This window comes from Crenobacter oryzisoli, assembly GCF_030385785.1.
GTDB lineage: Bacteria > Pseudomonadota > Gammaproteobacteria > Burkholderiales > Chromobacteriaceae > Crenobacter_A > Crenobacter_A oryzisoli.
Window position 1 is genome coordinate 1 of sequence record NZ_JAUEDK010000032.1, and the last position, 24,454, is coordinate 24,454.

At 61.7% G+C, this 24,454-nt stretch carries 19 protein-coding genes; 14 read left to right on the forward strand and 5 right to left on the reverse strand.

All coding sequences use genetic code 11. From position 1 onward, the window contains the following. A partial coding sequence (locus QU481_RS16005) for an aminodeoxychorismate synthase component I (protein WP_289831035.1) occupies positions 1 to 1,280 on the reverse strand: 1,280 nt, incomplete at its 3' end. Between the two features lie 701 nt (positions 1,281 to 1,981). Between QU481_RS16005 and QU481_RS16010 the strand changes: the two genes are divergently transcribed. The 13 genes from QU481_RS16010 (at position 1,982) to QU481_RS16070 (ending at position 17,961) form a co-directional block, all read left to right on the forward strand. Continuing rightward, complete coding sequence (locus QU481_RS16010) at positions 1,982 to 3,193, forward strand: M24 family metallopeptidase (protein ID WP_289831036.1); 1,212 nt, start codon at positions 1,982 to 1,984, stop codon at positions 3,191 to 3,193. A 73-nt stretch (positions 3,194 to 3,266) separates the two neighbouring features. After that, on the forward strand, positions 3,267 to 4,523 hold the full coding sequence (glyA, locus tag QU481_RS16015) for a serine hydroxymethyltransferase (protein ID WP_289831037.1): 1,257 nt from the start codon (positions 3,267 to 3,269) through the stop codon (positions 4,521 to 4,523). 4 nt (positions 4,524 to 4,527) lie between these two features. After that, the gene (locus QU481_RS16020; RefSeq protein WP_289831038.1) at positions 4,528 to 5,904 is read left to right on the forward strand and encodes an L-serine ammonia-lyase; all 1,377 of its coding nucleotides are present in this window, start codon (positions 4,528 to 4,530) and stop codon (positions 5,902 to 5,904) included. A 9-nt stretch (positions 5,905 to 5,913) separates the two neighbouring features. Beyond that, complete coding sequence (locus QU481_RS16025) at positions 5,914 to 7,158, forward strand: sarcosine oxidase subunit beta family protein (protein WP_289831039.1); 1,245 nt, start codon at positions 5,914 to 5,916, stop codon at positions 7,156 to 7,158. 9 nt (positions 7,159 to 7,167) lie between these two features. Next, positions 7,168 to 7,458 carry a sarcosine oxidase subunit delta gene (locus QU481_RS16030; RefSeq protein WP_289831040.1) on the forward strand — a complete coding sequence of 97 codons (291 nt, stop codon included), beginning with the start codon at positions 7,168 to 7,170 and terminating at the stop codon, positions 7,456 to 7,458. Beyond that, positions 7,445 to 10,441: a sarcosine oxidase subunit alpha family protein gene (locus tag QU481_RS16035; protein ID WP_289831041.1), complete on the forward strand. Its 2,997-nt coding sequence runs from the start codon at positions 7,445 to 7,447 to the stop codon at positions 10,439 to 10,441. The genes QU481_RS16030 and QU481_RS16035 overlap by 14 nt, the downstream gene beginning before the upstream one ends. Beyond that, positions 10,434 to 11,027 (forward strand): sarcosine oxidase subunit gamma, encoded by a 594-nt coding sequence (locus QU481_RS16040; RefSeq protein WP_289831042.1) that lies wholly within the window; start codon positions 10,434 to 10,436, stop codon positions 11,025 to 11,027. Before QU481_RS16035 ends, QU481_RS16040 begins: the two co-directional genes overlap by 8 nt. Before the next feature lie 68 nt (positions 11,028 to 11,095). Continuing rightward, positions 11,096 to 11,557: a dihydroneopterin aldolase gene (locus QU481_RS16045; protein WP_289831043.1), complete on the forward strand. Its 462-nt coding sequence runs from the start codon at positions 11,096 to 11,098 to the stop codon at positions 11,555 to 11,557. A gap of 9 nt (positions 11,558 to 11,566) precedes the next feature. Further along, the gene (gene purU / locus QU481_RS16050; RefSeq protein ID WP_289831044.1) at positions 11,567 to 12,442 is read left to right on the forward strand and encodes a formyltetrahydrofolate deformylase; all 876 of its coding nucleotides are present in this window, start codon (positions 11,567 to 11,569) and stop codon (positions 12,440 to 12,442) included. Positions 12,443 to 12,738: 296 nt separating this feature from the next. After that, positions 12,739 to 14,106 (forward strand): MFS transporter, encoded by a 1,368-nt coding sequence (locus QU481_RS16055; RefSeq protein WP_289831045.1) that lies wholly within the window; start codon positions 12,739 to 12,741, stop codon positions 14,104 to 14,106. 187 nt (positions 14,107 to 14,293) lie between these two features. Next, positions 14,294 to 15,748 (forward strand): purine-cytosine permease family protein, encoded by a 1,455-nt coding sequence (locus QU481_RS16060; protein WP_289831046.1) that lies wholly within the window; start codon positions 14,294 to 14,296, stop codon positions 15,746 to 15,748. Between the two features lie 115 nt (positions 15,749 to 15,863). Beyond that, positions 15,864 to 16,637: a creatininase gene (locus QU481_RS16065; RefSeq protein WP_289831047.1), complete on the forward strand. Its 774-nt coding sequence runs from the start codon at positions 15,864 to 15,866 to the stop codon at positions 16,635 to 16,637. Between the two features lie 322 nt (positions 16,638 to 16,959). Further along, on the forward strand, positions 16,960 to 17,961 hold the full coding sequence (locus tag QU481_RS16070; protein WP_289831048.1) for a GlxA family transcriptional regulator: 1,002 nt from the start codon (positions 16,960 to 16,962) through the stop codon (positions 17,959 to 17,961). A 49-nt stretch (positions 17,962 to 18,010) separates the two neighbouring features. On the opposite strand, the gene QU481_RS23895 is transcribed toward QU481_RS16070, so the two are convergent. Then, a complete protein-coding gene (locus QU481_RS23895; RefSeq protein ID WP_353962191.1) occupies positions 18,011 to 18,262 on the reverse strand; it encodes a transposase in 252 nt (83 codons plus the stop codon). Positions 18,263 to 19,282: 1,020 nt separating this feature from the next. Here QU481_RS23895 and QU481_RS16075 point away from each other — a divergent pair. Next, complete coding sequence (locus QU481_RS16075; RefSeq protein ID WP_289831049.1) at positions 19,283 to 19,438, forward strand: hypothetical protein; 156 nt, start codon at positions 19,283 to 19,285, stop codon at positions 19,436 to 19,438. Between the two features lie 383 nt (positions 19,439 to 19,821). On the opposite strand, the gene QU481_RS16085 is transcribed toward QU481_RS16075, so the two are convergent. The 3 genes from QU481_RS16085 to hpaX form a co-directional block, all read right to left on the reverse strand. After that, positions 19,822 to 21,435: a methyl-accepting chemotaxis protein gene (locus QU481_RS16085; protein WP_289831050.1), complete on the reverse strand. Its 1,614-nt coding sequence runs from the start codon at positions 21,433 to 21,435 to the stop codon at positions 19,822 to 19,824. A gap of 105 nt (positions 21,436 to 21,540) precedes the next feature. After that, on the reverse strand, positions 21,541 to 22,722 hold the full coding sequence (locus tag QU481_RS16090; RefSeq protein WP_289831051.1) for a porin: 1,182 nt from the start codon (positions 22,720 to 22,722) through the stop codon (positions 21,541 to 21,543). A gap of 173 nt (positions 22,723 to 22,895) precedes the next feature. After that, positions 22,896 to 24,266: a 4-hydroxyphenylacetate permease gene (gene hpaX, locus QU481_RS16095; RefSeq protein WP_289831052.1), complete on the reverse strand. Its 1,371-nt coding sequence runs from the start codon at positions 24,264 to 24,266 to the stop codon at positions 22,896 to 22,898. Between the last annotated feature and the right edge of the window lie 188 nt (positions 24,267 to 24,454).

Consider the following 24,454-nt stretch of genomic DNA (forward strand, 5'->3'; position numbering starts at 1 on the left):
CCGAGCGCGCGCAACAGCCCGCGCACCTTGTGGCGGGTCTCCTGCAGTTCCCGTTCCGGATCGGAGTCGGCGACGATGCCGCCGCCGGTGCGGAAGCGCAGCCGGCTGCCCTCCTGCATGAAGGTGCGGATCAGGATATTGCTGTCCATTGTGCCGTCACGGTTGAGGTAGCCAAGCGTGCCGGTGTAGGCGCGCCGCGCGCTGTTCTCCAGCTCGCGGATGATCTGCATGGTGCGCACCTTCGGGCAGCCGGTGATGGTGCCGCCGGGGAACAGCGCGCGGAACACCTGGACGGTGTCGACGTCGTCTCGCAGGCGCCCTCGCACATTCGACTCGATGTGGTGCACGTAGGCATAGCTCGCCACTGCCATCAGCTCGTTCACCTCCACCGTGCCCGGCTGCGAGATGCGGCCCAGGTCGTTGCGCTCCAGGTCGATCAGCATCACGTGCTCGGCACGCTCCTTGATGCTGCTGATCAGCCGCTGTTTCAGCGCGGCGTCCTCGTCCGGATCGGTCGAGCGCGGATGGGTGCCGGCGATCGGCCGGGTATCGGCCCAGCCGTCGCGCACTCGCACCAGTCGCTCCGGCGAGGAGCTGACGATCTGCGCGTCGCCCAGGTCTGCCAAGGCCGAGAACGGTGCCGGGTTGGCGCGGCGCAGCGCGGCGAACAGGTCCGGCGCGGCGATGCCGTCGGCCAAGGTCGCACGCCAGCCGCGCGATATATTCACCTGGAACACATCGCCCTCGTAGATGTAGCGCTTGAGCCGCACCACCGCGTCGGTGTACCACTCCGGCGGATCCTCCTCGAGCGCGGCCAGTGCCACCGGCTGCGGCTGGAACGGCGGGACATGCTCGACGCTGCGCGCCAGTTCGACCCGTTCCGCCTCGCTCTCGGCCATCAGCCAGGCCTGCTGCTTCTCGCGGTCGACCAGCACGGCGGCCGGCACCCTGGAGAGGGCGGCGATCGGGAAGCTGTCCGGCAGCGCCGCCGGCACGGTTGGCTCGAAGGCCGACAGCAGGTCGTAGCCGAGGTAGACGAACCAGCCGCCGGTGAACGGCAAACCGTGCGGATTGGCGACGTCCTCGCGCGGCAGCGCGGCCAGATCGGCGAGAAACGCCGCTTCGTCACCGGCCTGGTAGACGCGGCGCTCGCGCGGCAGGGCCAGCAGCAGGTCCCAGCCGGTATCGCCGGACGACTGCAGCAGGTAGGGGAAACGGACGCGGTCGGCGGCATGGAGCGCCAACAGGTCGGGAATCGAGGCGAGAGGCTGACAGTGCATGATGGAATTGAGCGGAAAATTATTCGGCTAAAAGATATAAATCGCGGCGCAGAAATTTTATTTGGATCCGGTGTCGGAGAAAGCCGGTCATGCGATAAGCCATCTTATCCGGAATAAACGACTTTAGGTCTAATTCTGATAAGAACCGCAATACAGGAAATTGCCAGATTCCCGGTGGTAAGTCGTGCAAAACGGCATTGCCGGCTTCCAATGTCGGCACTCTGTATGTCGGTCTAACAACGACGTCGTTGCATGTGGTCGCGCTGCCTTACTGTCGAACAATAACGGCAGTGAAATTGATGCTACTTATGATGACTTACGGTACCGATCATGTCGCAAGACCAACCGTCTCGACAGCGGTCGGCCCGATCCCAGTTTGCCGCCCCCCACTGGAAGCAGTTCAGCCTGTTGATTTAATTGATATTTACGGTTTTCCATTCGTGTCGTCGACCTGCTCTGTTCCCGGAAGTCCTGACCGACGCGTGGCCGGACGGACCATCTCGACCGCTGGGATGCCGGGCATCGGGACGCATCACGTCATCAGATCTGCCCCATTGGCATGGTGCAGCGCAATAAATGTACGCTGTTCGACAATGTCGGATTTGGAAAGTGGTTTGTCGAATTAAGAAATTTCGTAATTTCCAGTCCACCTAGTATTTACCTCACCAGCCGCGACAACGGCATTACAAAGGAGAGCGTAAATGGCACTGGAAAGTCTGATTCGCATCGAAAACGGCGAGAAGGTAAAACACACCTTTTCGGATGCCGAATATGAGAACCGTCAGCGCAAGCTGCGTGAATTGATGGCCAGTCAGAATATCGACGCCGTGTTATTCACCTCTTATCACAACATCAATTACTACTCCGATTTCCTTTACTGCTCATTCGGCCGCAAGTATGGCCTCGTCGTTACGCCGCAGAAAGTGGTATCGATCTCGGCCAACATCGATGGTGGTCAGCCGTGGCGCCGTACCGTCGGCGACTACAACGTGGTCTACACCGACTGGCAGCGCGACAACTTCTTCCGCGCCGTGCAGCAGGAAATCGAGAACAAGGGCCGCATCGGCATCGAATACGACCACGTGCCGGTCGAGGTACTGAACAAGCTGCGCGCGGCGCTGCCGTCGGTTGACTTCGTCGACATCGGCGCAGCGACGATGCGGATGCGCATGATCAAGTCGGATGAGGAGATCGCGCTGATCAAGCATGGCGCACAGGTGTGTGACGTGGGCGGCGCGGCGCTGGCCGCGGCGGTGCACGAGGGCGTGCCGGAGCACGAAGTGGCGCTGGCGTCGACGCAGGCGATGATCCGCGAGATCGCCAAGCGCTTCCCGGATTCCGAACTGATGGACACCTGGACCTGGTTCCAGTCCGGCATCAACACCGACGGCGCGCACAACCCGGTCACCACCCGCAAGGTGCAGAAGGGCGACATCCTCAGCCTGAACTGCTTCTCGATGATCTCGGGCTACTACACCGCGCTCGAACGCACCATGTTCTTCGACCACTGCTCGCCCGAGCATCTGCGCCTGTGGCAGGTCAACGTCGAGGTGCACGAGGCCGGCCTCGAGCTGATCAAGCCGGGCGCGGTCTGCGGCGACATCGCGAAGGAGCTGAACAAGATCTACGAGAAGTACGACCTGCTCAAGTACCGCACCTTCGGCTACGGCCACTCGTTCGGCGTGCTGTCGCACTACTACGGTCGTGAGGCGGGCCTGGAACTGCGCGAAGACATCGATACCGTGCTCGAGCCGAACATGGTGGTGTCGATGGAGCCGATGATCATGCTGCCGGAAGGTCTGCCGGGCGCCGGCGGCTACCGCGAGCACGACATCCTCGTCGTGCACGAGAACGGTGCCGAGAACATCACCGGCTTCAAGTACGGCCCTGAGCACAACATCATCCGCGCCTGATCGCCGTCAGCGTGATGACGCCCGGCGGCGCGAGCCGCCGGGCCCGATAACCCGAATCCAAGGAGACAGCATCATGTTCACGGCAGACCAGACGATCGCCTCGTTCGATCCCGAGCTGTGGGGGGCGATGGGCGACGAGCGCCAGCGGCAGGAAGACCATATCGAGCTGATCGCCTCGGAGAACTACACGAGCCCGCGCGTACTTGAGGCGCAGGGCAGCGTTCTGACCAACAAGTACGCCGAGGGCTACCCCGGCAAGCGCTACTACGGCGGCTGTGAGCATGTCGATGTGGTCGAGCAGCTGGCGATCGACCGCGCCAAGGCGCTGTTCGGCGCCGACTACGCGAACGTACAGCCGCACTCGGGCTCGCAGGCCAACGCGGCGGTCTACATGGCGCTCTTGCAGCCGGGCGACACGGTGCTTGGCATGAGTCTTGCGCACGGCGGTCACCTCACGCACGGTGCCAAGGTGTCGTTCTCGGGCAAGCTCTACAACGCGGTCCAGTACGGCCTGAACGATGAGGGCCTGATCGACTACGACGAGGTCGCCCGCCTCGCGTTCGAACACAAGCCAAAGATGATCATCGCCGGCTTCTCTGCCTACTCGCGCCAACTCGACTTCGCGCGTTTCCGCGCGATCGCCGACGCGGTCGGGGCTTATCTCTTCGTCGACATGGCGCACGTGGCGGGCCTTGTGGCCGCCGACCTGTACCCGAACCCGGTGCCGTTCGCCGATGTGGTGACGACAACGACGCACAAGACGCTGCGCGGTCCGCGCGGCGGCCTGATCCTCGCGAAGGCCAACCCGGACATCGAGAAGAAGCTCAACGCGATGGTGTTCCCGGGCAGCCAGGGCGGACCGCTGATGCATGTGATCGCGGCGAAGGCGGTCGCATTCAAGGAGGCGCTGCAGCCTAGCTTCAAGGCGTATCAGCAGCAGGTGATCGACAATGCGCGCGCGATGGTCGCGGTATTCCTCGAGCGCGGCTACGACATCGTTTCGGGTGGCACCGATGACCACCTGTTCCTCGTCAGCCTGATCAAGAAGGGCATCACCGGCAAGGACGCCGATGCGGCACTGGGCCGGGCGCACATCACCGTCAACAAGAACGCGGTGCCGAACGATCCGCAGTCGCCATTCGTGACCAGCGGCATCCGCATCGGCTCGCCGGCGATCACCAGCCGCGGCTTTACCGAGCGCGAAGCGGCGCTGACTGCGACGCTGATCTGCGACGTGCTCGACGACCTCGGCAACGAGACGACGATCGTCGCGGTGCGCGACAAGGTCGCCGCGCTGTGTCGCGATTTCCCGGTCTACCAGGGACTATGATGCCATGAACGTCAGCACTTTCGACCTCTTCAAGATCGGTATCGGGCCGTCGAGTTCGCACACGGTCGGCCCGATGATCGCCGCGCAGCGCTTCGCCCGGCACCTGGCCGACACGGGGCGGCTCGCTCAGGTCCAGTTGGTGCAGGTGCGCCTCTACGGCTCGCTCGCCGCGACCGGCCGCGGCCACGGCACCGACAAGGCGGTGCTGCTCGGCCTCGAGGACCATCTGCCCGATGTCATCGACCCGGATTATGCCGAGACGCGGCTGGCCGAGATCCGCGCGTCGCGCACGCTCATGCTGCTCGGCGAACGTCCCCTCCCCTTCGTCGAGAAACAGCACCTGCAGTTCGCCGCGCGCGAAACGCTGCCTCGCCACACCAACGGCATGCGTTTCGTCGCCAGCGACGAGACCGGGCAGGCGGTGCTCGACGAGACCTACTACTCGGTCGGCGGCGGCTTCGTCGTCGACGCCGACGGTGCACGCATCAACGGCCTGCTGCCGGCGCGCGATGTACCGCATCCGTTCAAGTCTGGGCTCGATCTGCTGCGCTTCGCCGGCGAGAGCGGTCTGTCGATCGCAGAACTGATGTTCGAGAACGAGCAGGCGTGGCGCACGCCGGATGAGATCCGCAGTCAGCTGTTGGCGATCGCCAACGTGATGGCCGCCGCGGTGAAGCACGGCTGCCAGGCCGAAGGCCTGCTGCCGGGGCCGTTGAAGGTGAAGCGTCGCGCGCCGGAGCTCTACCAGACACTCAAGTCGCAGTCGGAGGCCGCCTTGCGCGACCCCTTGTCGATGATCGACTGGGTCAACCTGTACGCGATGGCGGTGAACGAGGAGAACGCCGCCGGCGGACGCATCGTCACCGCGCCGACCAATGGCGCGGCCGGCATCATCCCCGCGGTGCTGCACTACTACACCAAGTTCGTGCCCGGCGCGAACGAGCAGGGAGTGATCGACTTTCTGCTGACCGCGGCGGCGATCGGGGTGCTCTACAAGGAGAACGCGTCGATCTCCGGCGCCGAGGTTGGCTGCCAGGGTGAGGTCGGCGTCGCGTGCTCGATGGCCGCCGGCGCGCTCGCCGCAGTGCTCGGCGGCAGTCCCGAGCAGGTGGAGAACGCCGCCGAGATCGGCATGGAACACAACCTCGGCATGACCTGCGACCCGGTCGGTGGCCAAGTGCAGATCCCGTGCATCGAGCGCAATGCGATGGGCGCGATCAAGGCGGTCAACGCGGCGCGGATGGCGCTCAAGGGCAACGGCAAGCACTACGTGTCGCTCGACAAGGTGATCAAGACGATGCGCGAAACTGGGGCCGACATGAAGGCCAAGTACAAGGAAACCTCCCGCGGGGGGTTGGCCGTCAACGTCATCGAATGTTGAGGTGGAATCATGAAACGCTATTCGATTTTTAGCTTGGTGCGTAACGGGCTCTCCTATCACGAGAACTGGCAGCAGGCCTGGCGCAGCCCTGAACCGAAGCGCGAGTACGACGTGGTGATCGTCGGCGGCGGCGGCCACGGTCTTGCGACCGCGTACTACCTCGCGAAGGAGCACGGCATTACCAACGTCGCGGTGCTCGAGAAGGGCTATCTGGGCGGCGGCAACACCGCGCGCAATACCACCATCGTGCGCTCGAACTATCTGTGGGACGAGGCGGCCCAGCTGTACGAGCATGCGCTGAAGCTGTGGGAGGGCCTGTCGCAGGACCTCAACTACAACGTGATGTTCAGCCAGCGCGGCGTGATGAACCTCGGCCACACGCTGCAGGACATGCGCGACATCGAGCGCCGCGTCGGCGCCAACCGCCTGAACGGTGTCGACGCCGAGGTGCTGACGCCAGCACAGATCAAGGAGATCGTGCCGTGCATCAACCTCAACAGCCGCTACCCGGTGCTTGGCGCGTCGTTCCAGCGCCGCGCCGGCGTGGCGCGCCACGACGCGGTCGCCTGGGGCTTCGCCCGCGGCGCCGACAGCCGCGGCGTGGACATCATCCAGAACTGTGAGGTAACCGCGATTCGCCGCGACAACGGCGCGGTGACCGGGGTCGAGACCACGCGCGGCTTCATCAAGGCGAAGAAGGTGGCGGTGGTTGCCGCCGGCAATTCGAGCGTGCTGGCCGAGATGGCCGGCATCCGCCTGCCGCTGGAGAGTCACCCACTGCAGGCCCTGGTGTCCGAGCCGATCAAGCCCATCATCAACACGGTCATCATGTCGAACGCGGTGCACGCATACATCAGCCAGTCCGACAAGGGCGACCTGGTGATCGGCGCCGGCATCGACCAGTACACCGGTTATGGCCAGCGCGGCAGCTTCCACACCATTGAGGGCACGCTGCAGGCCATCGTCGAGATGTTCCCGGTGTTCAGCCGCGTGCGGATGAACCGCCAGTGGGGCGGCATCGTCGACGTGTCGCCGGACGCCTGCCCGATCATCAGCAAGACGCCGGTGAAGGGCCTCTATTTCAACTGCGGCTGGGGCACCGGCGGCTTCAAGGCCACGCCGGGCTCGGGCCACGTGTTTGCCCACACCATCGCCCACGACAACCCGCATCCGCTGAACGCGGCGTTCGCGCTCGACCGCTTCTACTCCGGTCATCTGATTGACGAGCACGGCGCCGCCGCGGTCGCCCACTAGGAGAACGAGATGCTACAGATCACTTGTCCGTGGTGCGGCCTACGCGCCGAGAGCGAGTTCAGCTACGGCGGCGAGGCCGACATTGCCCGCCCGTCGGACAGCGAGGCGCTGTCCGACGAGGCGTGGGGCGACTACCTGTTCATGCGCAAGAACACCAAAGGCGTGCACAAGGAACAGTGGTTGCACGCGTCCGGCTGCCGCCGCTGGTTCAACGCCGAGCGCGACACCGTCACCTACCAATTCATCCGTACCTACCCTGTCGGGGCCAGCGGCTCGGGAGACACTCATGGCGCAGACTAACCGCATTGCCAAGGGCGGCCGCATCAACCGTGGTGCACCGCTGACCTTCCAGTTCAACGGCAAGAACTACCAGGGCTACGAAGGTGACACGCTCGCGTCGGCCTTGCTGGCGAACGACGTTCATTTCGTCGCGCGCAGCTGGAAGTACCACCGCCCGCGCGGCATCATCACCGCCGGCGTCGAGGAACCGAACGCGTTGGTGCAGCTCGAATCCGGCGAATACGAGGTGCCTAACGCGCGCTCGACCGAGATCGAACTCTATGCCGGGCTCAAGGCGAAGAGCGTCAACGCGGAGCCGAGCATCGAGAACGACCGCCTGGCGGTCAACCAGAAGATCTCCCGCTTCATCCCGGCCGGCTTCTACTACAAGACCTTCATGTGGCCGCAGAAGATGTGGCCGAAGTACGAGGAGTTCATCCGCGACGCCGCCGGCCTCGGCGTGGCGCCGACCGAGCTCGACGCCGATCGCTACGACAAGGCCTTCGCACACTGCGACGTGCTCGTCGTCGGCGGCGGCCCGGCCGGCCTCGCCGCGGCATGGGTCGCCGGCCGCGCCGGCGCCCGCGTCATCCTCGCCGACAACCAGCCGGAGCTCGGTGGCAGCCTGCTGACGTCCACCGAGGCCATCGATAGCAAGCCGGCGCTCGAGTGGGTCGCGAAGCTGGAGGCGGAGCTCGCCACGATGCCCGAGGTGCGCATCCTGCGCCGCAGCACCGTGTTCGGCTACCAGGACCACAACCTGTTGACGATCTGCGAGCGTAAGACCGACCACCTGCCGCCGCGGCAGCGTTCCGGCATCCGCGAGCGTGTCTGGAAGGTGCGTGCCCGCAAGGTGATCCTCGCCACCGGGGCGCACGAGCGGCCGCTCGTGTTTGCCAACAACGACTTGCCGGGCGTGATGACCGCATCGGCGGTGACGACCTATGTGCGCCGCTATGGCGTGCGGCCGGGCAAGAAGGTGGTGCTGTTCACCAATAACGACGCCGCCTACCAGACCGCGGTCGACCTCTCCGAGGCCGGTGCCAGGGTCGTCGTGGTCGACCCGCGTCCATCCGGCCGCGGCACCTTGCCCGAGCTGGCGCGCCGGCTCGGCATCGAGGTGCGCAACCAGACCGTCGTCGTGCGCTGCGGCGGCAAGCTGCGGGTCGACAAGGTCGAACTCGCGCGCTATCAGAACGGTAAGCTGGCCGGCTCGGCGGGTACGCTCGACTGCGACCTCGTGGCGATGTCCGGCGGCTACAACCCGGTGGTGCACCTGTTCGCGCAGTCCGGCGGCAAGGCGCGCTGGGACGACGAGAAGGTCTGCTTCGTGCCCGGCAAGTCGGTGCAGGCCGAGGCCAGTGTCGGCGCCTGCAACGGCACCTTCGCGCTCGACGCGACGCTGGCTGAGGCGGTCGGGGTAGCGAACGCGACGCTGGAGCAACTGGGCTTCACCCGAGGCGCCGCGCCGGTATGGAAGACCGCCCACGTCGACGAGAGCGCGATCCTGCCGTTGTGGCTGGTCGGCGAGCGCGACCAGGTCGGCCGCGGTGACAAGCAGTTCGTCGACTTCCAGAACGACGTGTCGGCCGCCGACATTTATCTTGCGGCGCGTGAGGGTTACCACTCGGTCGAGCATGTGAAGCGCTACACCGCAATGGGCTTCGGCACCGACCAGGGCAAGCTCGGCAACATCAACGGCATGGGGATTCTCGCCGAGGCGCTGAATCAGAGCATCCCGAAGACCGGTACCACCACGTTCCGGCCGAACTTCACGCCGGTCACCTTCGGCGCCATCGCCGGGCGCGAATTGGGCGACTTTCTCGACCCGATCCGCAAGACCTGCATCCACGAATGGCACCGCGAACAGGGTGCACTGTTCGAGGACGTCGGCCAGTGGAAGCGGCCGTGGTACTACCCGAAGCCCGGCGAGTATCTGCATGCGGCGGTGGCGCGCGAGTGCCTCGCGGTGCGCAACAGCGTCGGCATGCTCGACGCGTCGACGCTCGGCAAGATCGACATCCAGGGACCGGACGCCGCCATCCTGCTCAACTGGCTGTACACCAACCCGTGGAGCAAGCTCGAGGTCGGCAAGTGCCGCTACGGCCTGATGCTCGACGAGAACGGCATGGTGTTCGACGACGGCGTGACCACCCGGTTGGCCGACCAGCACTACCTGATGACGACCACGTCGGGCGGCGCCGCGCGCGTCATGAACTGGATGGAGCGCTGGCTGCAGACTGAGTGGCCGCACCTGAAGGTGCATCTGACCTCGGTCACCGACCACTGGGCGACCTTTGCCGTCGCCGGCCCGAACAGCCGCCGCGTGCTGCAGAAGGTCTGCGCCGATATCGACTTCGCTGCGGAAGCGTTCCCGTTCATGACCTTCCGCGCGGGCACCGTCGCCGGCGTCGCCGCCCGCGTGATGCGCATCAGCTTCTCGGGCGAGCTCGCCTACGAGGTGAACGTGCCGGCCAACTTCGGCCGCAAGGTGTGGGAAGCGCTGATGGCTGCCGGCGCCGAGTTCGACATCACCCCGTACGGCACCGAGACCATGCACGTGCTGCGTGCCGAGAAGGGCTACATCATCGTCGGCCAGGACACCGACGGCTCGGTCAGCCCGATCGACCTGGGCATGGAGGGCATGGTGTCCAAGACCAAGGACTTCCTCGGCAAGCGCTCGCTGTTCCGCTCCGACACGCGGCGCAACGACCGCAAGCAGCTGGTCGGTCTCAAGCCGGTCGACCCGACGGTCGTGCTGCCCGAGGGCGGCCAGATCGTCGCCGCGCCAACCAGTGGCGGTATCACGCCAATGCTCGGCCACGTCACGTCGAGCTATTACAGCCCGATCCTGGCGCGCTCGATCGCGATGGCGGTGATGAAGGGAGGGCAGTCGCGCCTCGGTGAGCGCGCCTATGTCGCGCTGCGCGACGGGCAGTGCGTGCCAGTCGAGGTCTGCAGCCCGGTGTTCTACGACGTGGAAGGGAAACGCCAGCATGTCTAATCAACTGATCCAGGAAGCCCCATTGGTGGGGATCGAGTCGAAATTGGCGCGGGTTTTTGTCAAGGCGCCGACCAGCTTCGGCCTCGTCGAGCGTTCCTTCATGACGCACGTGACGCTGCGCGGTGACCCGCGTTCGAAGACTTTCGTCGACGTGGTCGAGCGCACCTTGCAGTTGACACTGCCGGCTGGCCAGGCGATGACGCATTCGCCCCACGGCTGCAGCGCGGTGTGGATGGGGCCGGACGAGTGGCTGATCGAGTCGACTGAGGAGACCGGCCCGGAGCTCGAGACGGCGCTTCGCAACGCGCTCGCCGGCGAGCACCACGCGGTAGTCGACGTCAGTAGCGGCTTCACCGTGTTCGAGCTGACCGGCCCCAAGGTGCGTGACGTGCTCGCCAAGGGCTGCCCGCTCGACCTGCACCCGCGGGTGTTTCCGGTCGGACACAGCGTGCAGAGCCACTACTTCAAGGCGGGCATCACGCTGTTGCGCATCGACGAGGAGTGTTACCGGCTGGTGGTTCGGCGCAGTTTCGCCGAGTACTGCTGCCTGATGTTGCTCGACGCCGCCGACGAATTCCTCCGCTAACGACGACGGTGGGGTTCGGTCAACGTTGGCCGAATCCCTGCTCGCAGTCCAGAACCGAGAATGCTGCCATGACGACTGTTCACCATGCCGATGCGACTCGCTGGGAGATCGTGATCGACCAACTTGCCTGTCGCACCGCACTCGGCATCTATCCGCACGAACGCGAGCCGCAGCCGGTATTGATCGATGCTGTGCTGCACTACCGCCAGGGCGGTCTGCTTGACGGCGACACACCGTACCTCGACTACGACCGTTATTGCGCGACGTTGTGCGACTACCTCAAGCAGCAACCGCATACCGACCTAATCGAAGAGCTGTTGATCGATCTCTTGGCACTGTCGTTCCGGCTCTTCCCGCAGCTGGATAGCGCCGAGCTGACGCTGTTCAAGCCCGAGGCGGTTAAGGCCGCGCGTAAGGTTGGTGTACGGGTGCGCTGGCTGCGCGCCGATTTCGAGCACTGGTACGCCAGCCAGGCGCGGCGCACCGTCACATCGCCGGTCACCGAGCGGCTTGTCACCACCGCAGCCTAGGAGACAGAGATGACCCTGCCAAACCACTCTTCCACCGGCAAGTTCAGTATGACGTTCGACTGCCCGAGCGAAGCCGGCGAGGTCGCCGCGATGGTCGAGTTCCTCGACGCGCTCGGCTGCTACATCGATGAGCTCGCGGTGTTCGACGACGAAGCGAGCCGGCGCTTCTTCGTGCGTTGCATCTTCCACCACCGTGCTGGCCTGTCGCTGTCACTCGACACACTGCGCGCCGACTTCGCGCCGATTGCCGAGCGCTTCGCGATGCACTGGGCGATCCACGACCAGTCGGTGCGCCCCAAGGTGCTGATCATGGTCTCCCACTTCGACCACTGCCTCGCCGACCTCTTGTTCCGCTGGCGCATGGACGAACTGAAGATGGACATCGTCGCGATCGTCTCGAATCACCCGACGCTCGAGCCCCTGGCGCTCGCCGATGGTATCGCCTACCACCACCTGCCGGTCACGCCGGACACCAAGGAACAGCAGGAGGCGCAGCTGCGCGAGCTCGTCGAGGCGACCGGCGCCGAGCTGATCGTGCTGGCGCGCTATATGCAGGTGCTGTCACCCGGCTTCAGCGCCGACTTCGCCGGCCGGGTAATCAACATCCACCACTCCTTCTTGCCGGGCTTCAAGGGCGCCAAGCCGTACCACCAGGCGCACGCGCGCGGCGTGAAGCTGATCGGCGCCACCGCCCACTTCGTCACCGACGACCTGGATGAAGGGCCGATTATCGAACAAGTGGTCGAAAGAGTGGACCACAGTTATGATCCTGAGCGACTGCGTGTCACCGGCCGCGACGTCGAGTGCCTGGCGCTCGCTCGCGCGGTGAAGGCGTTCGTTGAGCGACGTGTGTTCATCAACGGCAACCGGACAGTCTTGTTGTAACCGGACTGCTCGGTGCGCGCCCCGCCCGGCCGAACCGACATCATGCAAAAGGAGAAACGAACACCGAACTGGCAAGAGATGGCGTAGCACCTCGTTCCCGTGTCGATGCGCCGCCGCCCACTCAATGGGCAGGATGCGTCGGATGCGTTCCCGCCTTTGGGAGAAGGGCGGGACCGTGTCCGGTGGCGGCGCAGGACAGGGGAATTCCGTCGAGAAGTAAGTAGTGATGCGGGCCGCAGAGCCCGTACAGAGTCATGAACAAACATGCCGTACTACGACTTAAGAGGAGAAACCCAATGCGTGACAAGAACATGAACGCCAGGCAGTCGGCGATGCCGAACCGTGCCTATGGCGCCGTTGCGAGTGCCGGCGACTACAGCGCCGGCGCCGACAACGCTCCGGCTCTGAGGCGGGCCGCCGCCGCCAGCTTTATCGGCAATTTCGTCGAATGGTTCGACTACGCCGCCTATGGCTACCTCGCCACCATCATCGCCGTTGTCTTTTTTCCGCAGAGCAATCCCGCTAGCGGCCTGATGGCCGCCTACGCCGTCTTCGCCATCTCATTCATCATCCGCCCGATCGGTGGCATCGTCTGGGGCCACTTCGGCGACAAGATAGGTCGGCGCAGTGCGCTGTCGCTGTCGATTCTGATCATGTCGGCGTCGACGTTCGTGATCGCGCTCTTGCCGACCTACCAGCAGGTGGGGTTGTGGGCGCCGGCGCTGCTGTTGGTGATCCGCATGGTGCAGGGCTTCTCGGCGGCCGGCGAATACGCCGGCGCGTCGGCCTTCCTCGCCGAGTACGCGCCAGAGGGCAAGCGCGGCTTCTACACCAGTATCGTGCCGGCCAGTACCGCGGCGGGGCTCTTGTTCGGCTCGCTGTTCGTCGCCGGCCTGCACGCCCTCTTGTCGGCCGACGATCTACACAGCTGGGGCTGGCGCCTGCCGTTCCTGCTCGCTGCGCCATTCGGCCTGATCGGTCGCTACATCCGCGTTCGCCTCGAGGACACGCCGAAGTTCAAGGAGCTCGAAGGCAAGCATCACGTCGCCAAGACGCCGGTCGGCGAACTGCTCGGGGTGCACCGTGGCAAGCTGGTGATCGCGTTCGCAGTGACCTGCCTGAACGCAGTCGCGTTCTACCTGGTACTCAGCTATATGCCGACCTACCTGTCGACCGAGATGGGCATGGGTGAGACCGAGTCGTTCATCGCCGCGTCGATCTCACTGGCAGCATACATCGGCCTGATTTTCCTGATGGGCTCGCTGTCCGACCGCTTCGGTCGCAAGACCATGCTGATCCTCGCGTCACTGCTGTTCGTGGTGCTGACGCTGCCGCTGTTCACGCAGCTCTCGACGCTCGGTTTCGTCGGCATCGTGCTGGTCCAGGTCGCGTTCGGCGCGATGCTGACGATGAACGACGGCACGCTGCCATGCTTCCTGTCGGAGATCTTCCCGACCAAGGTGCGCTACAGCGGCTTCGCATTCAGCTTCAACACCGCCAATGCGCTGTTCGGTGGCACCGCGCCGCTGGTTGCGACCTGGCTGATCCAGCAAAGCGGCAACAAGCTGGCACCAGCCTGGTACCTGATTGGTGCGGCCGTCGTGGCGCTCGTCGCCATTCTTGCCAGTCGCGAGACCTCGCGCCAACCGCTGGCGGACGAGTGAGCCGTGGCGAGGGAGGCGGAACGTTTCCCCTGCGGGTTTTTAGAAAGGAGAGTCCAGCCATTTCATCATGTCCCGGCCTGCATCGGGGGTCGGTCAGTCGTCGAGTTGCTCCGTAGTCAATAAGAAAAAGACGTTTACCCAAGTAGAAAGACGTTATCCATACAAAGGACGAGCAAAGGAGATCGCCATGAGTCATGGCAAACAGAATCACGATGCGGTGGTCGCTGATAAGGCGTGGAGCATCGAGCAGCACGGTCTAGACCCGATACCGCTGAAGGACCGGCATGGGACGCCCAAGGATCTTTTCAAGATGTGGATGGGGGCGAACATCAACTATGTCGTGGTGGTCACCGGCGCGATGGCGTACGCGCAGGGGCTGTCGTTCTGGCAGGCCATCGCCGCGATCCTCGCCGGCAACCTGCTCGGCTGCTTGGTGGTGGGATTCTCGACGATCATGGGGCCGAAAACCGGCTCGGCCGGGATCGTGGTGTCCCGAAGTTCTTTTGGGCAGCTGGGATCGTTTCTGCCTAAGGCGGTGAGCCTGCTTTCCGCGCTGAGCTGGTTTTCGATTAACTCGGTGGTGGCGACCGAGGCATTGGAAGCCATTATAAAAATGACCGGCGCTGATAGTCCTCTTGTTGTTTGGCTATCATTAGCCATCATTCTGGCCGCCGAAATCGGTCTGGCCATTTTTGGTCATGCCACGATTATCGCGGCCGAAAAGTGGATTGCGGTGATTTTGGCGACGTTGTTTGCGGGGCTGGTCTATTTTGTTTATCCGCATGCCCATCTCGGTCAGGCGTTGCTGAACGAAACCCACCACGCCACCATCGGGACTTGGCTGGTGGCGATGGGGGTTGTTTGCTCCTTTCCCATCGGTTGGGCCAATTTTGCCTCGGACTATAGTCGGTATTTCCCGGTTGAAACCAGCTGGAAGAAAATTGCCTTATTTGCCGGTGGCGGGCAGTTTGTTGCCTTGACTGTGTGTGAAATTATCGGGGTCGTCTTTGCCATGGCGGTCGGTGGTAATCTTGGCTATGACCCGGTCAGCCAGCTGGCAAAATTTTTGCCGATCTGGTTTATGGTGCCGTTGCTGTTGGCCATTATCGTCGGCGGGATTGCTGCAAACGTCCCCAATGGCTATACGGCCGGCTTGGGTCTGCTGGCGTTGCGAGTCCCCATCAGCCGCGTGGCTTCCCTCGGGATCATCGCACTGTTCACGCTGGGCTTCCGTATCATAACGGTGTATTACGGTTCGTTTTATAGCGTGTATGAAACCTTCCTGGGCTATATGGTGTACTGGACCGCGCCGTGGGCTGCCATTATTGCGGTGGACTACTTTATGCGTAAGGGGAACTACAACCCTGCGGATCTGATGAAGTGGGGCAGTGGTGATTATTGGTACAGCAAAGGGGTTTTCTGGCCTGGCGTGGTGGCCTGGCTGGTGGGGATTGTTGTCTCGATCGCCTTCTCTAATTCCCCCGTTTATGCAAGCCCTTTGATGACCCACTATCTTGGCTGGGGGGATGTGGGTTTTGAACTTGGTTTGTTGGTTCCGGGGCTGCTGTACTATGTCTTGGCCAAAAAACATCTGGCATTTGTCGGTGGCGCTAAGATGGCTGCTGCGGGTAGATCAATCTAATTAACAACGTACTCAGGGAATCGTGGTGCCTTCCGGACCATCCATTTTTGGTGGTCCGGAAGGACGCTACGTCTCATTTCAGGCTTGTTGCTGTCTTTAAATTTGGAGTCATACCATGAGCAGCCCGCATATTTCTGAGCTTACTTGGCCGGTTTACGATGCCAAGGTCAAGGATGGCAAGACCATCGTCATGATCCCGGTTGGGGCGCTCGAGCAGCATGGACACCATATGTCGCTGAATACCGACGTGCTGCTGCCGACGGCGATCGCCGAGCGGGTCGCCAAACGCATCGACGCGCTCGTCGCACCGCCGATCGCCTACGGCTACAAATCGCAGCAGAAGTGCGGAGGCGGCAACCACATGCCCGGGACGACCAGCCTGGATGGCCACACGCTCACTTGTACGATCCGCGACATCCTGAAGGAGCTGGCACGCCACGGCGTTCGCCGCACGGTCCTGGTCAATGGGCATTACGAAAACTCGATGTTCATCGTCGAGGGCGTGGACCTCGCGCAGCGTGAGCTGCGCTGGGAAGGCATCCATGACTTTGCCACGGTGGTGCTGTCGTACTGGGACTTCGTCACCCCAGAGGCGATCGAGAAGATCTATCAGGACGAATTCCCGGGCTGGGCGGTAGAGCACGGCGGCGTGCTCGAAACGTCGCTGATGCTCCACCTCCACCCGAATCTGGTGGACATCGACCAGGTGGTCGACCATCCGCCGGCCACCTTCCCTCCTTACGATTTTTTCCCGGTTAAGCCGGAATGGACCCCCGCCTCCGGTTGTCTTTCCTCGGCGAAGAAGGCCAGCGCGGCACACGGCGAATTGCTGCTCAAGGTGTGTGTCGACGGGATCAGCGACGCGCTGGCAAAAGCCTTTGAGAGCTGACTCGAGTCTGTTGTCCACTTGGCGCAGCCCCCACCCGCAGGGTGGGGCATGCCAAACTGGCTGTTTAAGCCACCATGGACTTTAGGGAAGGAGCGGCCTTGGCGCAGCAGCGAGCTGGTCGAGGTCGCTGATGGGTTCGGTCAACATTTGGCCGTTTCACAATGCTAAGGAGAAGGGGACGGGAAGAATATCAGCCTGTCAGAGGGCGGTGCTGTGCAGTAACATGGCCGTCAGCCGCGCAAGCTTGGTCGGGCTAGCGGTATGGAGAAGGCGGCTGGGAGTGTTCCCAGCCATTAAACTGGGGATTTCAGTGAGGGAGGCCATGAGTACCACGGCAGTCAAGCGCATTCCCGCAGGGATGCACGACCTTCGCATCACGACCTTCGGTTTCTTGCTTGTTAAGGACTTTTCGCTGATCGCGCTGAGCGCAGCGGTCGACCCTCTGCGCATCGCCAACATGGTCGTCGGGCGCAAGGTCTACGAGTTCAAATTGCTGTCGGTCGACGGAGAGTGTGTCGCGTCTAGTGACGGCATCCGCGTGTATACCGATGCGTCGATTGCGGATAAGGAAGTATTTGATATTGCGTTCATCGTCGGCCCCAACCCGGTGCCGAAAGCGGGCAACGGAACGATCACCGACTGGCTACGCTTTCAGGAGCGCAAGGGAGCGGCACTCGGCGGTATCGACACTGGCAGCTACTATCTGGCGCGCGCTGGCCTGCTCAACGGCTATCGCTGCACCATTCACTGGGAAGACCAGGACATACTGCTCGAACGCTTTTCCAAACCCATCGTCTCGAACCGCCTTTATGAAATTGATCGCAACCGCTACACCTCAAGTGGTGGGATTGCACCTCTCGACTTGATGGTGCACCTGATCAGTCAGGCACCGGGTAGCCGTAGCTTAGGCGGACGTGTGCTCGAATTGCTGCTCGCCGAGCGACGCGGCCATGAGCATCGCCAGCGCGCGTCGCTGAGGCAATATCAGGGTGCCGATCATGCCAAGCTTGAGGAGGCACTGCAGATCATGGAGAGTAACGTCGAGGAGACGCTGTCGATCGCTGAGATCGCGTCCTACCTCGGCGTGTCGTCACGCCAGCTCGAACGCTGGTTTCAGGACCGGCTGCACAAGACGCCTGCGCAGGCTTACCTCGAAATCCGGCTGCTCCGTGCACGTCAGTTGTTGTACCGCACATCAAAGCCGCTCGAAGAAGTGTGTGCCAGCACCGGCTTTGTCTCGACCACCCACTTCGCTACCAAGTACAAGGCGCAGTTCCGCCTCTCCCCGATGACTGACCGCAAACGCTACCAGGACGCGATCTAATATAGATATGTGTTCCGACTGCTGTCTGCTGGAATCAGGCTAGCCCAAGTCAGGGCAGCCTGTCGCCGACTGACGGTGCTGAAGCAGGCACCGACCAATCCAGCCCCAACAGCTTCACCAAGCTACTGACCAAGCCACGTGCTTGCCGTAGCGCCAGCTTGAACAAGACTTTCATTATCAGGACCGCCTGGATGGCCGCATCGGTGTAGACCTGCGGGCGACCATTGGCACCAATATGACCATTGCCCAACCAAGGGATGTCTGGCGACATCCACACCGTCAGACTCGCTCGGTTCTGCAGGCTGCAGTTGTATTCAGGCCAGTTGGTGGTGCGGTAATGGGGCTTGTACGGGTTCCTGCGGCGAGTCTACCTATGCACCTCCTGCGTTGGCTTGGCAGAACTTATGCAACAGCTCCCTTCTCGTAGGCCGAATATGCTATGTTCAATTTTTTCATTTCTGTTACAAAATGAATCATTTCACGCGTTATGAGTAAGACATGGAGATGCGCTTGTTTTGCGATGTTGCCGCTCGATAGCTTACTCCTGGTCGAACCGTTGGGGTTCCGGGGCAATGAGAAGTATGGATGGGAAGTTGGCGCCCGGTACGAGCAAGGCACGATAACTTCTATTTATTCAGCGTATTAAGAAATGACTGCCGGCGAACGGGCAAAAAAAATGCGCAGAACCAAGAGGTCTGCGCCAGTCTACAAAGGAGAAATAGAGGAGAAGCGATCAAGGGGCAATTGCTGCATCTCCACAAGAACGGATTATCCACGCCGGCCTTTCCTTTGTCAACAAAGAATGTTCGAAAATTGTGAAAATGCACATCGATACCGCACATCACCGTTTTATGATGTTTTGAAGCGAACACCGAGTCGATCGACAGTCCGGCTTGGGTCGAAGGCCCTCGACCAGCTTAAACTGGCAGACTCACATCCAGGTATCGATCATGCTCAGCGGCTCACGCGCTAGGGTGAGCGCCGAGGCCGGATGCCTGCATACCCCGTTTAGCTTCGTGAATCAGTTGCCCGAGTCCGGCCGCAGAGTTCCCATTAGGGTGGCTCTGGGGGATGGAATACTGCAGTTCTTACAATTTAACAAAAATGGAACCGGCGGCACTGGCGCGCGGGCCTCGGTTCTCTAAACGTTAGGCATGCACTGGAGGCCAGAGGAGTCGGGATGAATAGGATGGAAACACGCTTTTTGGCGCTGTGATCACGCTGCGGCGGCGTCCAGGGCGAAGCGGTCTACGCCGAGCTGGTGCGATATTACGCCGAGCCAACGCGTCGCTATCACAACCTGGACCACATCCACCGCTGCATGCACGATCTGGATATCGCGCGTGCGGTGATCCACGATCCTGATGCAGTGGAACTTGCATTGTGGTGTCATGATGTGATCTACATTCCCGGCGCGCAAGACAATGAACGGCGCAGTTGCGCGCATCGCTGGAATGATCTTGGCGACGACACATGACGTTGTACCGGTCGATGTCGACGGCCGCTTTACCGTCGACATTGATCTGGCGAGTCGATGCGCCGGGCGATACCCAGTCCGAACGTTATTGACCAGCGCCGTATCGTCTCGTCGCTCAGATCGATGGAGCGTGCAGTCATCCCCTCCTCGACCATGCGCAGGCTCAACGGAAAACGGTAGTACCGCTACACCGCCTAGCTGATCACCGCCAGCGGGAATCGGTAACCGGCATACGAGAAGGCGTTGGTGGCGGATGCGTTGTGAGGCAACGTGGCTCGTTTCATGCCCGAGAAGGTCCCCTTGTTTCCGACAACCGGCCAACAACGTGACAGTACCGGCATCATCACTTGGCGGACTACCGGTCTATTGGGATAGGTTCTAAGTCACAACCGGTAATGATGAAGGGCCTCCATCTGCTGGCGTGCCAGCCCGTCCAGCAGCTTGGCATGGCTGGCGGTATGCTCCGCTGCTTGGCTGGCCTCTTCAGCCATCTGGGCAATCCGCTCGACCTGTCCCGCAATATGCTGGCTGGCACTGCCTTGTTCGGCGATTGAACCGGACATCTCACGCACCATCGTCGCCGTGTCGTTGGCTGAGGTCCCGATCTGGCGAATCGCCTGACCCGCATCGTCAGCCTGCTGTTCGCCGTTGGCAACCAGCCGTTCGGCGGTTTGCATCGCCATGGTGGCTTGGGAGGCCTCCTGGTGCATGGTCGCAATGGTGGCGGCGATTTCCTGCGTGGAGACGCTGGTGCGTTCTGCCAGTTTGCGCACTTCGTCGGCCACGACGGCGAAGCCCCGGCCTTGCTCACCGGCCCGCGCCGCCTCGATGGAGGCATTCAACGCTAGCAGGTTGGTCTGCTCGGCCACCTCCTCGATCACCTGTACCACGTTACCGACCCGGGTGCTCTGCTGCTCCAGCAGGCGGATACGCTCGGCGGCGGCGCGCACCGCACCGGCAATCTCGTGCATCGCTTCGATGGTCTGAACAATCGTGGTGGACCCCGACAAGGCAAGCCGCCCGGACTCATTGGCCAAGACATAGGCCTGCCCGCTCTGTTCGGCCACCTGGCCGACTCCGACTGTCATCTGTTCAATGGTGGCCGCCACGGTGGCCGAAGCCTGACTCTGCGTGGCCGCCGCAGTCGAGACATGGCGAGCCGTTTGCGTCATCTGCTCCGCCGCCCCTGCGACTTTCTGCGCACTGTGTGTCAACGCCTGAAGGTTACCCTGCAGGTGAGCAAGCAGGCCGTTGAAGGCGATCGCCATATGGCCGATCTCGTCCATCCGGCGTACCGGCGCACGGAGGGTGAAGTCCAGTGATTGTTCTACGTGATGCAGCGTCCCACGTATCCCCGTGAGGCCATGGACGATCGCCCGGTACAAGTTCACCGCTAGCACGAGGCAGACGAGGACGGTCACCGCGGTGATCGCCACGAAGATCAAAATGGCCTGCTGGTGGGCCGCTTTATTGTTCCGACTGAACGCCTCGGCCAGCCGGTAGTTGTAGCTCAAATGGCTCTCAAGCGTGGTGAACAACTGGTTTGCCTTGCTTACCCCAATGGGAACCAAGGCGCGCACGCCGTCGCTGTCGTTGGCACGCGATCGATCCAGCAGCCGAGTTCGGGCTTCTTGATAGTCGGCAACGGCGGCTTTGTCCGCTTCAAGCATGACCCGATCTGTCGCATTGATGGCGAACGCCTGCCGGTATTGATCGAGTGTGTTTCGTAGCTCGGCATCTTCGCTGGCGATCACGCGTTCGATCTCGGCTTTCTTAGCCGGATCTGCCGCCAGCATGTGCTGATAGACCGAGGTTCTCATGAGCCAGAACAACTGCTTGGCCTGGTTCAGGCTCCGAATACTGGGCAGGATGTTGGTCTCCACTTGGTCAAAGCGTGTCTGAGACTGCGCCAGATACTGCAAGCCAACGGAACTGATCATGACCATCGCCAGCAGTGCTATCGCCAGCGTAAGAAGGAGGCGCTTGGTGATATTCATCGTCTTGGTAGGAATTCCCGAATACGGTTCTGGAGGGGGCGAAGGAAGGATGACGGCGAGTGGTGGGGCCAGCCGGCCAGCATACTGGCCAGCTTGTCCTGCCGATCAGAGCGTGTGGCGCAACCCGAGGGCGATGCCGCGCGGCTTGGCACCATCGGCTACCCCGCCAATGCTGCCGATCCCGAAGTCATAGTTCGCCGAGGCGCCATTGCGCACCTCGACATAGATGGCCTTCAGAATGGTACGTTTGGACAAGGAATACTCGTAGCCGAGTTCGTAATACTGGGCATTGCCATGGCCAGCGGTCGCGGGCGATCCACCGGTGAGTTCGCCAGCGTGGGCATACTGGGCAATCAGCTTGCCGTTGGTGGTGATGCCGAGCGAACCGTTGGCCATCCACACATTCTGGCGAAGCGTCGAGCCGCCGAGGCTTGCCGCACCGGCCGTGGTCAATTGGCCCTCCATACGATCAAACAGCAAGCCCACCCGCGTCTGGGGCGTAAAGCGATAAAACGCCGCCGCCCGCGCGGTGCTCAACGAACGAAACGCGCTCTGGCTCAACGCCGCATTGTCATCCACCCCGGTGTCCAACCGACCATAGGCGGCTGAAGCATAGGTCGCACCATCATCGTATTTGATGCTGGCCTCGGCCTTGTACGCATGCGAGCTGGTACTCGTTTCCCCTGGGGCATACAACGCCGAAGCCGACGTGGAGTGCCAGGTCGGCGAGGTATACATCACCGCGTTGCGGGTACGGGTCTCAAACGGACCCAGCTGCATCTGGGTATTACCCGTCCCATTGGCGGGCGCAAAGGTCGATTGGGCTCTGAGAGCTGGATCGACAAATACCAGGTTGCCCAGCTTGCCCGCGATGGCGCCCCCCATGCCGATCCCGGTGGTGCCCTGATTGAGATCCCAGAGAGCCGGAATCATCCGGGCAGGCCCCGTCAGCAGCCCCATCTGCACGGTGCCGGCCGTCGCACTGGAGAGGCCAACGAACGTATCCCGTGTGGCGAAGTAACCTCCCCCCGTATCCATTGCGATGCCGCTTTCGACTTGCCAGATCGTCTTCAATCCGTCGCCAAGATCCTCGTATCCCTTGAAGCCGATCAGCGAACTGTTGGAGTTCACCCGGCTCGTGCTGGCCACGTTTTTGCCGGGCGAAGTGGCGCCCTTGGCGCTGACGCTCTCCATGGTGGTGTCAAATACCCCGTAGATGGTCACGTCGGCGTGCGCCATCACCGACATGAGCGCAAGCGAAGGGGCCAGCATTATCGTTTTTTTCATGATATTTCTCCTCTAAATGGCTGTAGACGTGCCTGATGAAGCTATTTTTAGTTTTAAAAATTAAGTTGGTTTAATGGCTAACTTGGCCAAGCATTCATTTTTTCTCGCAAAAACTCCCTGGGTATGGCTGCAACAGCCATACCCGTCTTTAAAACCACTAACAACGATTGAACTTAACTTGGCGAGGTAAGGGAGCGTGACTTGATCGGCAGAGAGTTCAAGATAACCACACCGACCAATAGAACAATGGCGGCAAATAACAACCCGGCCGAGAAGCTATGGGTCAAGTCTTTCAAAACGCCGACCACCAGGGAATTGACCGCCGCACCAAAATTGCCGAACGCATTGATCGCGGCAAGGCCGACAGCCTTGGCTTTATTGCTTAATACGCTATCGGGAGTGGTCCAGAAGATACTGGTTGCGGCAAAGGAACCGGTCGATGCCATGGCCAAGCCTAGCAGCCGAATCATGGAATCGCCCGCATACGCCGCGATGAGCCAGCCCGCAGCGGAAAACAGCATAGGCAGTATCATGTGCCACTTGCGTTCCTGCTTGCGATCGGAGCGGCGCCCCAACCAAATCATGCCGAGCACGGTGCACACCTGCGGAAACGCCGCCATCAGGCCGATGGCTACATTACTGCTGTCAGCATTGAAGCTCTTGACGACTTGTGGCACCCAAATGCCAACCATCACGTCCGCATTGACCAGGCAAAAGTAGCCTAGGGCGAACTTGATCACCGTCGGGCTAAAGATTTCATGCACAGTGCTGCGTTGCTGCTTTGGCGCCGCTTGCGGCTTGTGGAGCTCCGCCTCCAGCATTTCCTGCAGACAGGATTTTTCTTCCGCACTCAGCCACTTGGCCTTGGCCGGACCATCGTCCAGGTAAAACCACACCACAATACCGAGTAAGACGGCAGGCAGCCCCTCAAGGCAGAACAGCCATTGCCAGCCAGCGAGACCGAGCTTGCCGTCCATGCCTAACAGGTAGCCTGACACCACGGAGCCGAGGGCAGTGGTCACCGGCATAGCGATCATGAATAGCGCATTGGCACGGGCCCGGTACACACTAGGAAACCAATAGGTCAGATACAACAGCATGCCTGGCAAAAAACCGGCTTCGGTAATGCCAACAAGCGCGCGCAGGATATACAGGGTAGTTGCGTCGCGAGCGAACATCGTGCAGGTGGAGGCGATGCCCCAGGCGACCATGATGGTGGCCATCCAGCGCCGGGCTCCGATGCGGCTGAAGATCAAGTTGCTTGGCACGCCGAAGATTACGTAGACCACGTAGAAAATCGTAGTGGCGAGCCCGAACATGGTGGCAGTCAACCCCAGGCTCTTGGACATGGTCAGTCCGGCAAAGCCGATGTTGATGCGGTCGAGAAAGGAAAATACAAATAAGACGAACAAGAACCAGATCAACCGTCTGGCAATTTTTGAGATGACCTGCTGTTCGAACTGATTTGGTACAGCCGTACGAATATAAATCGACGAAGCGTCACTTGCGGACACCACTACCGAGTCACTTTTCTCAATGCTCATTATTTCTCCTCTATGCAGAACGGCCTTCCCTTGTGGGATTATTTATTCTGTTCTTTATATGACGCGCTTGGACTGGTCTATTTTTAGTGCAGCTTGTATTTATGTGGCGGCGGCAGCAATCCTTTCTTTGAAAACCATTCAAAATTTCAGACTTTTATTAAGAGCCAGCATTGTGCATTTACCTGAGT